Origin of the sequence: Marinobacter sp. tcs-11 (assembly GCF_002049515.1) — a bacterium.
GTDB lineage: Bacteria > Pseudomonadota > Gammaproteobacteria > Pseudomonadales > Oleiphilaceae > Marinobacter > Marinobacter nauticus.
This window is the reverse complement of the sequence record NZ_LLYU01000006.1, coordinates 70,011-83,410: the sequence shown is the minus strand read 5'-3', so window position 1 is coordinate 83,410 and position 13,400 is coordinate 70,011. Positions and strand designations below refer to the sequence as shown.

General features: G+C 58.7%; 16 protein-coding genes. 5 read left to right on the top strand and 11 right to left on the bottom strand.

Annotation, left to right across the window (positions count from 1 at the left end):
* The 3 genes from ARC85_RS08790 to ARC85_RS08780 form a co-directional block, all read right to left on the bottom strand.
* Entirely contained in the window at nucleotides 1-1,386 is a 1,386-nt protein-coding gene (locus ARC85_RS08790) for a PhoH family protein (RefSeq protein WP_502688011.1), read from the bottom strand.
* Nucleotides 1,387-1,410: 24 nt separating this feature from the next.
* Nucleotides 1,411-1,902: a CBS domain-containing protein gene (locus ARC85_RS08785; RefSeq protein WP_286714721.1), complete on the bottom strand. Its 492-nt coding sequence runs from the start codon at nucleotides 1,900-1,902 to the stop codon at nucleotides 1,411-1,413.
* A gap of 83 nt (nucleotides 1,903-1,985) precedes the next feature.
* Complete coding sequence (locus ARC85_RS08780; RefSeq protein ID WP_199452146.1) at nucleotides 1,986-2,711, bottom strand: START domain-containing protein; 726 nt, start codon at nucleotides 2,709-2,711, stop codon at nucleotides 1,986-1,988.
* A 137-nt stretch (nucleotides 2,712-2,848) separates the two neighbouring features.
* On the opposite strand from ARC85_RS08780, the gene ARC85_RS08775 reads away from it, so the two are divergent.
* The gene (locus tag ARC85_RS08775; RefSeq protein ID WP_286714720.1) at nucleotides 2,849-3,856 is read left to right on the top strand and encodes a DUF2804 domain-containing protein; all 1,008 of its coding nucleotides are present in this window, start codon (nucleotides 2,849-2,851) and stop codon (nucleotides 3,854-3,856) included.
* Nucleotides 3,857-3,870: 14 nt separating this feature from the next.
* Here the strand turns inward: ARC85_RS08775 and minE are convergent, their stop codons facing one another.
* The 5 genes from minE to ARC85_RS08750 all read right to left on the bottom strand — a co-directional run bounded on the left by minE (nucleotide 3,871) and on the right by ARC85_RS08750 (nucleotide 6,417).
* On the bottom strand, nucleotides 3,871-4,122 hold the full coding sequence (gene minE, locus ARC85_RS08770) for a cell division topological specificity factor MinE (protein WP_011785800.1): 252 nt from the start codon (nucleotides 4,120-4,122) through the stop codon (nucleotides 3,871-3,873).
* A 3-nt stretch (nucleotides 4,123-4,125) separates the two neighbouring features.
* A complete protein-coding gene (gene minD / locus ARC85_RS08765; protein ID WP_011785799.1) occupies nucleotides 4,126-4,938 on the bottom strand; it encodes a septum site-determining protein MinD in 813 nt (270 codons plus the stop codon).
* A 65-nt stretch (nucleotides 4,939-5,003) separates the two neighbouring features.
* A complete protein-coding gene (gene minC, locus ARC85_RS08760) occupies nucleotides 5,004-5,753 on the bottom strand; it encodes a septum site-determining protein MinC (protein ID WP_014420726.1) in 750 nt (249 codons plus the stop codon).
* A complete protein-coding gene (locus ARC85_RS08755; RefSeq protein WP_011785797.1) occupies nucleotides 5,750-6,139 on the bottom strand; it encodes a HopJ type III effector protein in 390 nt (129 codons plus the stop codon). Before ARC85_RS08755 ends, minC begins: the two co-directional genes overlap by 4 nt.
* Entirely contained in the window at nucleotides 6,139-6,417 is a 279-nt protein-coding gene (locus ARC85_RS08750; RefSeq protein ID WP_011785796.1) for a DUF1244 domain-containing protein, read from the bottom strand. The genes ARC85_RS08755 and ARC85_RS08750 overlap by 1 nt, the downstream gene beginning before the upstream one ends.
* Before the next feature lie 112 nt (nucleotides 6,418-6,529).
* Between ARC85_RS08750 and dinB the strand changes: the two genes are divergently transcribed.
* On the top strand, nucleotides 6,530-7,591 hold the full coding sequence (gene dinB, locus ARC85_RS08745; RefSeq protein ID WP_286714719.1) for a DNA polymerase IV: 1,062 nt from the start codon (nucleotides 6,530-6,532) through the stop codon (nucleotides 7,589-7,591).
* Nucleotides 7,592-7,752: 161 nt separating this feature from the next.
* The gene (locus ARC85_RS08740) at nucleotides 7,753-9,162 is read left to right on the top strand and encodes a pectin acetylesterase-family hydrolase (protein WP_286714718.1); all 1,410 of its coding nucleotides are present in this window, start codon (nucleotides 7,753-7,755) and stop codon (nucleotides 9,160-9,162) included.
* Here the strand turns inward: ARC85_RS08740 and ARC85_RS08735 are convergent.
* The 3 genes from ARC85_RS08735 to ARC85_RS08725 form a co-directional block, all read right to left on the bottom strand.
* Nucleotides 9,150-9,812: a hypothetical protein gene (locus tag ARC85_RS08735; RefSeq protein WP_286714717.1), complete on the bottom strand. Its 663-nt coding sequence runs from the start codon at nucleotides 9,810-9,812 to the stop codon at nucleotides 9,150-9,152. The two genes, ARC85_RS08740 and ARC85_RS08735, sit on opposite strands and share 13 nt — an antisense overlap.
* Before the next feature lie 66 nt (nucleotides 9,813-9,878).
* The gene (locus ARC85_RS08730) at nucleotides 9,879-10,427 is read right to left on the bottom strand and encodes a phosphatase PAP2 family protein (RefSeq protein WP_011785792.1); all 549 of its coding nucleotides are present in this window, start codon (nucleotides 10,425-10,427) and stop codon (nucleotides 9,879-9,881) included.
* Complete coding sequence (locus ARC85_RS08725) at nucleotides 10,393-11,640, bottom strand: glycosyltransferase family 4 protein (protein ID WP_286714740.1); 1,248 nt, start codon at nucleotides 11,638-11,640, stop codon at nucleotides 10,393-10,395. Before ARC85_RS08725 ends, ARC85_RS08730 begins: the two co-directional genes overlap by 35 nt.
* A 104-nt stretch (nucleotides 11,641-11,744) precedes the next feature.
* On the opposite strand from ARC85_RS08725, the gene ARC85_RS08720 reads away from it, so the two are divergent.
* Both ARC85_RS08720 and ARC85_RS08715 read left to right on the top strand, forming a co-directional pair.
* Nucleotides 11,745-12,782 carry an NADP(H)-dependent aldo-keto reductase gene (locus tag ARC85_RS08720; RefSeq protein WP_011785790.1) on the top strand — a complete coding sequence of 346 codons (1,038 nt, stop codon included), beginning with the start codon at nucleotides 11,745-11,747 and terminating at the stop codon, nucleotides 12,780-12,782.
* A gap of 233 nt (nucleotides 12,783-13,015) precedes the next feature.
* On the top strand, nucleotides 13,016-13,369 hold the full coding sequence (locus ARC85_RS08715; RefSeq protein WP_011785789.1) for a hypothetical protein: 354 nt from the start codon (nucleotides 13,016-13,018) through the stop codon (nucleotides 13,367-13,369).
* Nucleotides 13,370-13,400: the final 31 nt, after the last annotated feature.

The following is a 13,400-nucleotide window of genomic DNA, read 5'->3' as shown; positions in this document are numbered from 1 at the left end:
CTAAAGATTGGCTTCGGCAAACTCGGCCAGTACCGAACGGGGTACGCCTTGCAGATGGATGTGACCGCCATGGCGGAAGCCCTTGAAGCGCTCAGTCATGTAGGTCAGGCCGGAACTCAGGGGGCTCAGATAGGGGGTGTCTATCTGCGCCAGGTTGCCCAGGCATATCACCTTGGAGCCGTTACCGGCCCGGGTGATGATGGTCTTGATCTGGTGCGGGGTCAGGTTCTGTGATTCATCGATGATGATGAGGCTGTGCTGGAAGCTGCGGCCCCGGATGTAGTTCATGGATTTGAAGTGCAGGGGCACTTTGCTGAGGATGTAGTCGACACTGGCGGTCATGTTCTCATCGTCTTCGTGCAAAGCTTCCAGGTTATCCACGATCGCACCCAGCCAGGGTTCCATTTTCTCGGCTTCGGTACCGGGCAGGAAACCGATATCCTCATCCAGGCCCTGGGTGGAGCGGGTCGCGATGATGCGTTTGTAGAGTTTGCTGGCCACGGTCATTTCAATACAGGCGGCCAGGGCCAGAATGGTTTTACCGGAACCCGCCGAGCCGGTCAGGTTCACCAGATGGATATCGGGGTCCAGTAACAGGTTCAGGGCCATGGCCTGATAGATATCCCTGGGCACCAGGCCCCAGACTTCTTCATTCATCAGGTCATGCTGGTGCAGATCCTTGAGCACCAACTGGTCCTCGGAGATATCGACGACCTTGCCGATGAAGCCCTGCTCGTCAATCACGAACTCGTTGATGTTCAGTTTCGTCAGTTCCCCTTCGCGTTTGAGCAGGTGTTCCGTCACTCCCTCCCGCTGTATGGTTTCCACCTTGGCGATACCGTCCCAGAACGAGTTCGGGAACTCCTTGTAGCCCTTGGGCAGCAGGTCAATGTCGTCAAGTAGCTGGTCGTTGTGGTAGTCCTGGGCTTCGACACCAAAGCCGCGGGCCTTTAACCGCATGTTGATGTCTTTACTGACCAGGATGATATCCCGGGACTTGTGGCGTGCCTGCAGGGCGGCGAGGGTGTTGATGATCTTGTTGTCGTTCAGGTGCTCCGGCAGTGAGTGATTGCCGGCACCTTCGGTGCTCATGATGATTGAGAGGGTGCCCAGTGGGTCCGCTTTCTTGCCGCGCAGAATAGGCACGCCTTTCTCGATGTCCTTGGGGCTGGCATCACCCAGCAGTTTGTCGATGTTTCGAATGGCCTGGCGGCAGTCGGCGGCAACCGTCTGTTTGCCGGATTTCAGGCTGTCGAGTTCTTCGAGGACGGTCATCGGAATGATGACATCATGTTCTTCAAAGTTCAGGAGGGCATTCGGGTCGTGAATCAGGACGTTGGTGTCGAGGACATACATTTTCCGGCGAGCTTGCGGTGCTCTTGGCATAGGGGGCGCTACCTCTCTGGTGGCTCAGTCGGTCTCGGCGCAGCGTTGCGTCAGGTCTCTGTCGGAGATCAGTTTCAGCATGTCATAAGTGGTTATGATACCGGTGATTTTTGAATCCCGGGTGACAAAGATCCGGTGCAGGTGCTCTCGCATCATGATATTGGCAATGTCTCGCACTGGCGTGTCTTCGTCAACCGACAAAACAATGGGCGTCATGATGTCCCGGACTTCAACCGGAACCTTGCCCATCTCTTTGAAGATGACCATACGCAGACGCCGGGCCTCTTCCTGCTCCTCTTCGGTCAGCCTGGGCTGATCGCCGGAACGGGAGGCATTCCAACGGAATTCGGTAATGTCCTTGAGGGTGGCTATGCCGATGATGTCGCCGTTGTCGTCGGTAACCGGGCTGCCGGTGATTTCGTTGTCGGTGAGGAACCTGGCGAGGCGATCCATAGTCCAGTTGTGGGGGACAGCCTTGATGGTCGGGGTCATGATCTCATGGGCGAGAACACTCATGTGCGGGCATCTTCCGTTTGCTGTGCTTTTGATGAAGCTTAGCCGTTCCGTGGCCTGCCGTCACCCCTGCATTGTGGGTCGGGTTAACGGGCTTCCGGGCTTACGCCCTGCAATGTGCCGTCTTCGCCCCATTGCAACTGGTAACCCTGATAGCGATCCTGTTTGGCGACAGCTTCCAGTGCGAGGATGGATTTGACCGGTATATCGACAATCAGGCTATTGACCAGCCACCCGGGCAATGCGCCGTTGGGTTCGGTGTGCTGCACCCAGACCATTCGGGTTCGGTCGCCCTTGGGAGTAAACCGGTAGAGTGTGTCGGAGCGGTCCACCCGCACGCGACTGTTGAACTCGGCCCGCATGTTGGGAGTGGCGTTGAGGTCCATGACAATCTCGCCGGTGGACGCGTCGCCGCGGGTACGGATGCGCAGTACATAATCCCGGTCGGCTACCGGCCACGGCATATCGTTGACCGAATAGGCATAGCGATCGTGGAAGTCCCCCTGCCCAAAGGCATGGGATTCGGTGCAGTTGTGAACCCATTCCTCACAGGATTCCGGATTGACCATGACGGCCATCAGGTTCTCGATAGGAACGTCCAGTTCCGCTACTGCCTTGAAAGCCTCGAACCCCGAGCCTTCCCGCGCCATGGTGTATATCCGCACATTGTCCACTTCCTTGCGCAGTGACCAGGCCTCGGCATCTTCCGATGGCAACGGGCCGGTTTCACTGGCGGACACAGACAAGGTCATCAACAGGCCCATAATGCCGGAAATCAGGCGGCTAACGCCGTGGGCTCTGGTTGTGGTCATAGGCTAAACTTCCGTTGTAAGAGTGAGCCGAGTCTACCACGGGGCGCAATGCCCCCCGCCTGTGAATGCGGGGGTTTGTGAACCAGGTAGCTTAGTTACACAACGCACACCACGATTGGCCTGATCTGACGAACATTATGACAACACAGAAACTGGTAGATGCCCGCGGACGAATAACGCCAGGGCTGATGGAGCACCCTGTCGACACCATCAATTATCTCGACTACGACCTGCGCACGGTGATGGACAAGCCTCGGACCCGCCTGGCCAGACACTGGCGTTTCAACCAGTTCCAGTTTGTCAGTGCGATGGCGCCGGGCTGGGTGTTTGGCCTGGCTATTGTGGATCTGAACCTGGTTGGTAATGGCTTTTTCTATCTGTTCGATTTCGAGAGCGGACAGATGTTCGAGCATTCGTTTTTACAGCCTCTGGCCAGGAACACGAACATAGAGCCTTATCCCGAACGCGGTTACGCCCGGTTCCGCAAAGGCGACTTGAGCATGGCCATCGAACCGGCCACGGGCGGTCGGAATGTGAGAGTGAGCGGGCCCGGTAATATCCGGGTGGATCTTGAGTTGCGGGACACCGAACAACCCTTGCGGCTGGTGTCGCCGGCCGGATACAACGGCTGGGTGTTCACCCGGAAATCGGCCGGACTGACGGTGGACGGTGAAGTGCGCCTGGGCGATATGGTCTGGCGTTGCGATGAGTCTAGCCGTGGAGCCATCGACTGGAGCTGCGGCTTCATGCGCCGGGAAACCGCCTGGAACTGGGCCAGTCTGGCTGGGGTTGCCGACAATGGTGTGTCAGTGGGGCTGAATCTGGCCGCTGGTGTGAACGAGACCGGGATGACCGAGAATGCGCTGTGGCTCGACGGGCGTCGCATTCTGCTGGGGCCGGCCCGATTCGAGTTCGATCGCTATCAGCCCGGGGCGGACTGGCGGGTCACCACCGACGATGGCCTCGTTGACCTCCGTTTCGCGCCCTCCGGCGCGCGCCGGGAAAAGCTCAACGCCTGGGTTATTGCCTCCAATTTCCGTCAGTTTGTGGGCACTTTCCAGGGTACGGTTGCGGATGAAAACGGCAAAAAAATCCCCGTAAACGGGTTACGGGGATTGATGGAAGACCACTTTGCCCGGTGGTAAGCCGGGCGTAGCCATCACTTTTCGGGCAGGGTGACGTTCAGTTCCAACACGGAGCAGTGGTCATTGCGATCCACCTCCACCTGTACCATGTCGTCGCTGATCTGAACGTACTTGCGGATCACCTGCAACAACTCCTGCTGTAGCTGGGGCAGGTAATCCGGCTGTTCACGCTGGCCCCGCTCATGGGCCACGATAATCTGCAGTCGCTCCTTGGCGACACTGGCCGTACTGTTTTTCTTGCTTCTGAAGTAATCGAAAAAACTCATCCCTTAGCCCCCTTTGAACATCCGTGAGAAGAAGCCTTTTTTCTGGGACGTCATGAAACGGTGTTCCCGTTCCTCGCCCAGCAGCCTCGCAACGGCATCTTCATAGGCCTGGCCGGCATCACTTTGCTCCTCCAGAATGACCGGCAGGCCCTGGTTGGAGGCATTCAGTACGATCTGGCTCTCGGGAATCACGCCCAGCAAGGGAATGGCCAGGATTTCCTCAACATCCTGTACCGACAGCATCTCGCCTTTTTCTACCCGGTCCGGGTTGTAGCGGGTCAGTAGCAGGTGTTCCTTGACTGGGTCCTGCCCCATTTCCGCTCGCCGGGATTTGCTCTGCAGTATGCCCAGGATGCGGTCTGAATCCCGTACCGATGAGACTTCCGGGTTGGTTACGACAATCGCCTCGTCGGCATAGTAGAGCGCCATCAGGGCGCCATGTTCGATGCCGGCCGGGGAGTCGCACACGATGTAGTCGAAGGTTTCGGACAGTTCGTTGATGACCTTCTCCACACCATCTTTGGTGAGAGCTTCCTTCTCGCGGGTCTGGGAGGCAGGCAGGATGTAGAGCGTTTCTACCCGCTTGTCCTTGATCAGGGCCTGGTTGAGAGTTGCTTCGCCCTGAATGACGTTAACGAAGTCGTACACCACCCGGCGTTCGCAGTTCATGATCAGGTCCAGGTTGCGCAGACCCACGTCGAAATCAATCACGACGGTCTTGTGGCCGCGCTTTGCCAGACCAGTGCTGATGGAGGCGCTGGTGGTGGTTTTGCCCACGCCGCCTTTTCCTGAGGTAACGACAATGATTCTAGCCAAGGTTCAGTTCCTGTTTCTCGGTGGATTCGTCATGGTTTCAACTGTTGTTATCGGTTGTCACAACATCAGGCCTTGTCCAGTGGCGTCACCACCAGTACATCGTCCCTGAGCTGGATCTGCACAGCGCTTTTCCAGCCAATGTCCTGAAGATCTTCGGAGATTTTATAGTGTCCGGCGATGGACACAAGCTCCGCCTCAAGTGACTGGCAGAACACCCGGGCAGACTCGGCACCGTGAATGCCGGCCAGCGCCCGTCCGCGTAACGGGCCGTAAACATGAATATTGCCGGCAGCCAGAACTTCGGCTCCGGCCTGCACCGGCGCAAGGATGATCAGATCGCCTTCCGGCGCGTATACCTGCTGGCCCGATCGAACCGGTTGATTGATGATTTTTGCCGGTGCCGGTTCGTTTGCAGGCTCCGGTGCAGCGGCCGCTTCCGGTTCGGCTTGTGCCGGGGCTTCCTGGGCCGGCTTTTCTTTCAGGCTGCCGCCGGGCAGCAATGCCAGGGAGGCTCCCCGGGCAAGCCGGCGCTGATCGTCGTTGGCGGCACGTACGCCAATCACATGGATGTTGTGGCGGCGGCAGGTCCCGATCATCTTGAAAAAATCGAGTTCGCTGTCCAGGCCTTCATATTTCTCCAGGCTGATAATCAGCGGAATGTCTTTGAAGAAGCCCGGCGCCTGGCTGATCTTGTCCCGAAGATTGGCTTCAAATTCGTCGTTGTCGAAGTAGTAAAGCTCAAGGGCGGTCAGGGAAACACTGGCACTCTTCAGTTGAAAGCTCTGTTTTGTGTCGGTGGCTGCGGAATCGCTCATGGATGGACCTGTTCTCCGGTGTCTGAGGCATGGGCATCTCCGAGGGCGCGCAGCGGAGGGGCATCGAAACGGATGCCGGACCAGCCCGTGCTGATAAACTGGCGAATGTTACCATGGCTGTCCCCGGCCGGGTCGCCGAGCACCTGCTCGTAGTGTTGGGCGAACAGGCGCAGGGTGTCGGTCTCGCTCAGATTACAGTACTGACCCAGGCCGAAGACCCGGCAGGAGCCAGCGTTTTCGCCAGTCTCGTTGCGAAGCGGGCCGTTGCTGAAACCGGTGGGCCGAAATTCGAAATACTGATTGATCAGTTTCAGGGTGTCGTCGAAATCGGCATGACCGGCCTGCACTGAGGCCAGGTGGATACGAACCGCTTCATTAACATTCATTATTTGTGATCCTGCTTGGGGCCGGTCTGGTAGTTGGCTTTCCATTCTTCGTACGGCATGCCGTAGATTTCTTCCCGGGCGTCCGGATCTGAAATGTCGAACCCCCGCTCTCCCGCTTCGGCCCGATACCATTTGGACAGGCAGTTGCGACAGAAACCCGCCAGATTCATCAGGTCGATGTTCTGGACGTCGTTGTTTTCACGCAGGTGCTGCACCAGGCGCCGGAAGGCGGCGGCTTCGATTTCGGTGCGTTCAGACTCGGGAATCGGGTTGCTCATGGGGCCTCGCTGTTGCTTGCCGGGACTATCGGGATTTCCTGACATTCTCGGCATGTTACCGTAAGATACAAGGCTGTATAAACGTACAGATTGTTAACGTGAGCCCGCCCCTATGGCCCAGCGCAAGATCATTCATGTGGACTGCGACTGCTTCTATGCCGCCGTCGAGATGCGTGACGACCCAAGCTTGCGGAATGTTCCGCTGGCGGTGGGTGGCGAGGGCGGCCGTGGTGTGGTGACCACCTGCAACTACCGGGCCCGGGCTTTTGGCGTGCGTTCGGCCATGCCCGGCAGCGAAGCCCGGCGGTTGTGCCCCGGCCTGGTCACGGTACCGCCGGACATGGGCCGTTACCGGGCAGTTTCCCAGCAGGTGATGGCGATACTGCGGGAGATGACCGATCTGGTTGAGCCCTTGTCCCTGGATGAGGCGTTTCTGGATGTGACCGATGTTGACGCGTTCAAGGGCAGTGCCACCTTGATGGCGCGGCACCTGCGGGAGCGGGTGAGCAGGGAAGTCGGCATTACCATTTCCGCCGGCGTGGCCCCCAACAAGTTCCTTGCCAAAATTGCCAGTGACTGGCGCAAGCCCGATGGTCTGTTTGTGATTACGCCGCCGGAGGTGGCCGACTTTGTAAGCGAGCTGCCGGTGGAAAAGCTCTTCGGTGTAGGGCAGGTGACCGCGGCCCGGCTGCACGCCCTGGGTGTGAAAACCTGTGGCGATATGCAGGCGCTGGGTGCCGACGTGTTGATCGAGAAGTTTGGCAAACAGGGCTATCGTTTGTTTGAAATGGCCCATGGCCGGGACAATCGCCCCGTTGTGGTGTCGCGGGTGGCCAAGTCGGTGAGCGTCGAGCGTACCTTTTCCCAGGACCTCCCTGACCGGAGCGCCTGCGATACCGTGATGCCGGCCCTGGTGGCCGACCTCAATCTTCGCCTCTCGCGCAAGGGGCTGCACAAGCCGATACACAAGCTGTTCGTGAAAATCCGCTACAGCGATTTTTCCACCCACACGCTGGAGCGGGTTCGGGAGTCCGTTACCGAGCCGGCCCTGGTGGATTTCCAGCCACTGCTCGAAGAGCTGATGCCCAAAGACCGCCCGGTTCGCCTGCTGGGAGTGGGTGTCCGGTTCCGCAATGACGATGCTCCGGTCACCCAGTTGCGCCTGTTTGACTGACTTCGGTCCCCGCGGGCATATCCGCCATTTTTTTAGGTTAAAACGGTATGGCTGCCGCTTTGACGTGACAGTGTGTCACCTCTAGCTTTTAGTTGACGCTATCCTGCTGTAAGCGTTGCGGGCCACGCCCGCCCCGAAACAACAATCGCAGGAGAACAAGAATGAACAAAGCTGGCTGTTGTGGCCCCTGGCGCTCCGGTGCGCTGGCGGGCTTGTTGTTATTGTTGCTGTCGGCTCCGGCATCGGCGGAGCTGGGGGATTATGGATTCTGGCGAACCCTGGGTAACCTGGTGTCGCCGCCCGGTGCCGATAATCCGGTGACATCGGATCAGCGCCAGGGTGCCTACCCTTTGTTGGCCAATCCCGATGGCTACGAGAATTTCTCGGCGGGGGCCTACTACCAGTGGCAGACCATCGCACTGGCGCCGGAAACCGGCGCTGTATGCGGTAACGGTTCGGAGTACAAGTTCTTCGTGAACCGGGTGCCGAACACTTCCAATACCGTGGTTTATTTTGAAGGTGGCGGTGCCTGCTGGGATTACGAGAGTTGCAGTGGCCAGACCGGGATCCGGGGAGCTCGTAATCCCGATGGTATCCCGGATGATTACATGTCTCTGTTGAATCCCGGCGCCAGCCTGGTGAGCCCGTTTGTGGTTCGTCTGCATCCCTGGACCCGGGTAAAAACCCAGAACTGGAACATGGTCTACGTGCCCTACTGTACGGGGGATATCTATTCCGGTGACCGGGTGGCGGTGTATGAAGATCCTGAAGGCGAGGCGGAACCTCTGATCTGGCATCACAACGGCCTGAGGAATACCCGGGCGGTGATCAGCTGGCTCAAGGACAACCTGCAACGCCCCGGGCAGATGCTGGCGACCGGTTGCAGTGCTGGTGGCATTGGTGGCTTGACCAACTATCACCCAACCCGGCGGGACATGGCGCCGACTCGAAGTTTCCTGATCAACGATTCAGGCCCTGCCTTCAGTGCGCCGGTTGGCGCCGACCCTCAGCAGTATCCTTCGGTGCTGCTACAGAGCTTCATCAGGCAATCCTGGGGGCTGGACCAGCCGGACGGCCCGCTGGCTTACCTGAAGTCCGGTTTACCGGCACTGAACCTGAATGACCTCGGCAGCCTGTATCCTGCGCTGGCGACGGCGCTGCCACAGGACCGGATGGGGCATACGCATTTCTGGCGGGACCTGAACTACTCCTCCTATTCCTATGAGCGCTTCTTCCCGGAGATCGAGAATGCGCCGGATCAGGCCACCAAGGAGGCTTTGCTGCATCAGAAGTGGGCCGTGGACACCGAACGGTTGACGCAGACGCTGGCCGGGCTGGATAACTTCGGCTATTACCTGCCCATGTTTCGGGACGTGAATGAAAGTCACTGCACGTCCATTATCGAGTTCGCCAATTCGGATATTCAGGAGTTGGGCCTGGAACTGGGGGATTTCGTCAATAACGTGATGAATGGCAGCGGAGCGGTGATGCAGGCCTCGGAGACCGATACGGTGGCCGATTACAATAAACCGTTCAACCTGTTGTACTGGTCGCTGGATCAGTTGCTCTGATTATTGCCGGCGGACCGGCCCATGGCCTCTACCCGAGCTTCCTGAAGGCGCTCGCGCAGGTATTGGTCCCGGGTCAGTCCGCCGAGAATATCATCCATGGCCATCACTTCTTCCACAATCGCCTTTTCCCGGGCTTTGTAGCGTTCGAAGTCCGGCCTGGGTTCGTCCAGCCAGGCCTGCAGTCTGGCTCCGGATTCAGCCCGGTACCGGTCCATGAGTTGCTGTGCGGCGGCTTTTGCTGCCTCCTCATCCGGCTCCAGAATCTGGATCATCGCCAGTTGAATTAGCGCGGCTTCCGGAGCACTCATCTGCACAGATCCCTCGTATTCGTTCATACGCTCTTGCAGGGCATCGGCCAGGGCCCGGCGTTCCTGTTCGGGGAGAGATGGGGCGTTGGCAAAGAAATCGTGCAGGTCATCTTCAAATTCAAGCCGCTGGGCGTAGGCCTTGACCTTGGGGTTGTCCAGCAGCGCCTGTTGTTCTGGTGACAGGGCATCGGAAGAGGGCGGGGGGGCCTCGGCCGGATCTGAAGCGGTATCCGGAGCGTTTCCGGCTGGCGGTAACTCGGGTGGCGGGGTATTGGTCGGCCACAGGAGCGCCAGCGCCAGAATAATTGCGGCCCCGGTGACCAGCAGGATCTTTGTGTTCATGACTCACTCCGGCAGGATTCTCCGGAATCAGTGTAGACCAGAATGCGGCAACTGCCTGGGTTGGGCTCATCCGGCCAGCCACTGCATAGAGGCCCAGCCCATAGTGCCACCAATCAAGGCGCCGGCCAGGACATCGCTGGGGTAGTGGAGCCCGAGAATGACCCGGGATGCCGCCACTGACAAGGTGAACGGAAGCACACACCAGGCCAGGGCCGGGAGCGCAACGAACAGCATGGCCTGAAAACACACCGCGTGCAGGGTGTGGCCGGAGGGAAAGCTGTACCGGTCCAGTGGCGGCGTTGCACAGTTAATAACCGGAAACGAAATAAAAGGCCGTTCGCGGATCAGCCAGCGCTTCAGGGCCTTGTAGGTCAGTGTGCAGGTGAGCCCGGTAAGCGCCATTTGAAGTGCCAGGGCCGGGCCAGAGTCCCCGGCGTAGAAAGGCAGTGAGAGAATCAGTGCGTACCAGAACCAACCGTCGCCAAGTCGGCTGACGACTCGGAAATACCCCAGAATTGGCCGGAATCGTACGCTGCGGTTAATGGCCTGGCAGACCGCGAATTCTCGCTGGTCTGCCAACTCAAAGAAGCGAGATGCCTTGCTTGTTAATGCCATGGTATCGGGCCTGTGCAGTTTGGTTTAAAACCAGCTGTTCAAACTGGTCGATCTGGCTGCTCCAATTCAATTCAAGAGCGTCCAGGCGAGCCTGGGCGCGGACTCGGTTCAACAGTGAGGGCTGGTCGGCCAGTCTCAGGGCGTGATTGACGAAGGCTTCGTCGTCTGTCAGTTCAGCCTTCATGCCGTTTTCGTCATGTCGGATATGTTCTGCGGCTGCCGCATCGTCGAAGGCGACGATGCCCAGTCCGCTGGCCATGGCTTCCAGCACCACGTTGCCGAAGGTGTCGGTTTTACTGGGAAACAGGAACAGGTCACCGGAGGCATAGTGCCGGGCCAGATCTTCACCCCGTCGGGTGCCACAGAATATGTAGTCCGGGTGCCGGTCTTCCAGGGAGCGGCGCATGGGGCCATCCCCTACCAGCACGAAGCGGGCATTAGGATGCAGGCCGCGGATACGCTCGAAGCAGGCAACAGCCATGCGCAGGTTTTTTTCCGCAGCCAGGCGCCCGACATAGAGTACGGCACGTTCGTTGTCGTGCAGCCCCCATTGCCGACGCAGGGATTGGTCGCGTTTGTGGGGGGTGAAGCGCTGGCAATCCACGCCCCGGCTCCAGAGGTCGGTGCAGGTGATCCCCATGTCCCGGGTCACCCGCTGCATGCGACCGGTAGGCACCAGGGTGATGGCTGTTCTGTTATGGAACCAGCGACCGTAGGCACACAGTAACCGTTCGAGCAGGCCCGCTCCGTAATAGCGAGAGTACTGATGGAAGTTGGTATGGAACCCGGAACTGACAGGCAGGGCGAGGCTGCGAGCCGCGTTCACGGCCGCCACGCCGAGTGGCCCCTGGGTTGCCACATAGATGCCGTCGGGCCGCTGTTTCTGCCAGAGCTTTTTCAGGCTCGAGGGGCGGGCGGTACCGAAGCGCAGATCTGCGTAGCCGGGAAGAGGCAAGCCATTAACCACCAGTTCGGTGGAAAACAACCCGCTCCCGGTACTCTCAAACAGTCCTTTCTGTTCGTGGGGCTGCCGGGGGCGCACCACGGTTACATGGTGGCCCCGTTGCATCAGCCCCTGACACAGGTGCCGCATGGTGTTGGCAACACCATTGATTTCCGGCGGAAACGTCTCGGAAACAATGGTAATGTGTTGCGGTCGCCGTTCGGTCAACTGGGCTTCGGTCACGGGGGTTCCTGAAGGTTCTGCTGTCATGCCTTTACTATGGAAAGATGCCATGACAGAAATGCGACAACTCCGTGACATTCCGTTTACGTGTTTATACCCCGTCTCTTATCGACCTATTGCAAGGAGATTCCATGCAAACGCGAAAACTTGGCTTTACAGATATCGAGGTCAGCCTGATCTGCCTGGGAACCATGACCTGGGGCGAGCAGAACAGCGAGCAGGAAGCCTTTCAGCAGCTCGACTATGCCATGGAGCAGGGCATCAATTTCATCGACGCCGCTGAAATGTATCCAGTGCCACCCAGGGCAGAAACCCAGGGGCTGACCGAGCAGTATCTGGGCAACTGGCTGGCCCGCCGTGGCCAGCGTGATGATCTGGTGATCGCCAGCAAGGTGGCCGGGCCGGGTAATGGTCTCGGGTATTTGCGCGGGGGGCCGAGGCTGACCCGGGAGCATATCCGCTCTGCCTGTGAGGGCAGCCTCAAGCGCCTGCAGACGGATTACATCGATCTTTATCAGGTGCACTGGCCGGACCGGAGCGCCAATTTTTTTGGCAAGCTTGGTTATGACCGCAATCCCGATGAGCAGATGACGCCCATTGAGGAAACACTGGAGGCACTGGATGAACTGGTTCGTGAAGGAAAGGTCAGACACATCGGGCTTTCCAACGAGACACCGTGGGGCACGATGCAGTACCTGCGCCTGGCGGAGCAGCATGGCTGGCCCCGGGTGGTCTCTATCCAGAACCCCTACAACCTGTTGAACCGGTCCTTTGAAGCGGGGCTGGCGGAGTTTGCCCATCGTGAAGGCACCGGCCTGCTGGCCTATTCACCGCTGGCCTTTGGCATGCTGACCGGCAAATACCTGGGGGGAAAATGGCCGGAAAAGGCCCGGCTGACTCTGTACGAGCGGTTCAGTCGCTATACCAATGACCGGGCGGCGGACGCCACGAGGGCCTATGTTGAGCTGGCTCACCAACATGGTCTCACGCCGGCCCAACTGGCACTGGCCTGGGTGAACAGTCGGGAGTTCGTAACCAGTAACATCATTGGCGCAACCACCATGGAGCAGCTCAGGGAGAACATCGGGGCAGCCAGTGTGACTCTGAGCCCCGACCTCGTGTCCGCCATCGAGGCGATCCATGCCGAGTTCACCTATCCCTGCCCTTGAAGACTGTATGCATAAGGGCTTGCAGTAGCCAGGTGCGATCCTGCCGCTCCGACCAGCGGCAGGGTCGTTACATACTGCAATATAAGTGATCATTTATTGACAAAAAAGCTGGTGCCAGGCGACGGAACGCTGGCGAAATTGTGTGCAAAATCACACCAATCTTCGTCGCAATCATTAGACTTTGGTACTGTGAATTACATAAAGCCAATGTCGATACCGGATTTCCTGTTGCCATGATTCTTCGCCTGTTCGTCGTCCTCCTAGCCCTGAATAGCGTCGCCTTTGCGATGCGGGCTGACGCTGCGCAGCCCATGTTGTCGGAACCGATGCTTTCCGAGCGCATGATGGCCGAGCGCGACGAAATGACGACGGCGGAGGATGTTTACGAACTTCAGGAATGGATGTCCGGCGATTATGAAGACGACCGCAGCGATGCACTTACCGCTATCGGCTCCCGTCTGCTCAGCCTGAGCCTCAGCCGCTCCCGCACTGCTGAAAAGACCTATGCTTCCGATCCGGCTCAGCCTGACCACGGCATCGCCCTGTTGAACGAAGGTGCCTGCCTGAACCTGCGCTGGAAGTTCTGACCGCTGTTCCTTGGCGTGCCCGCCATCTTTC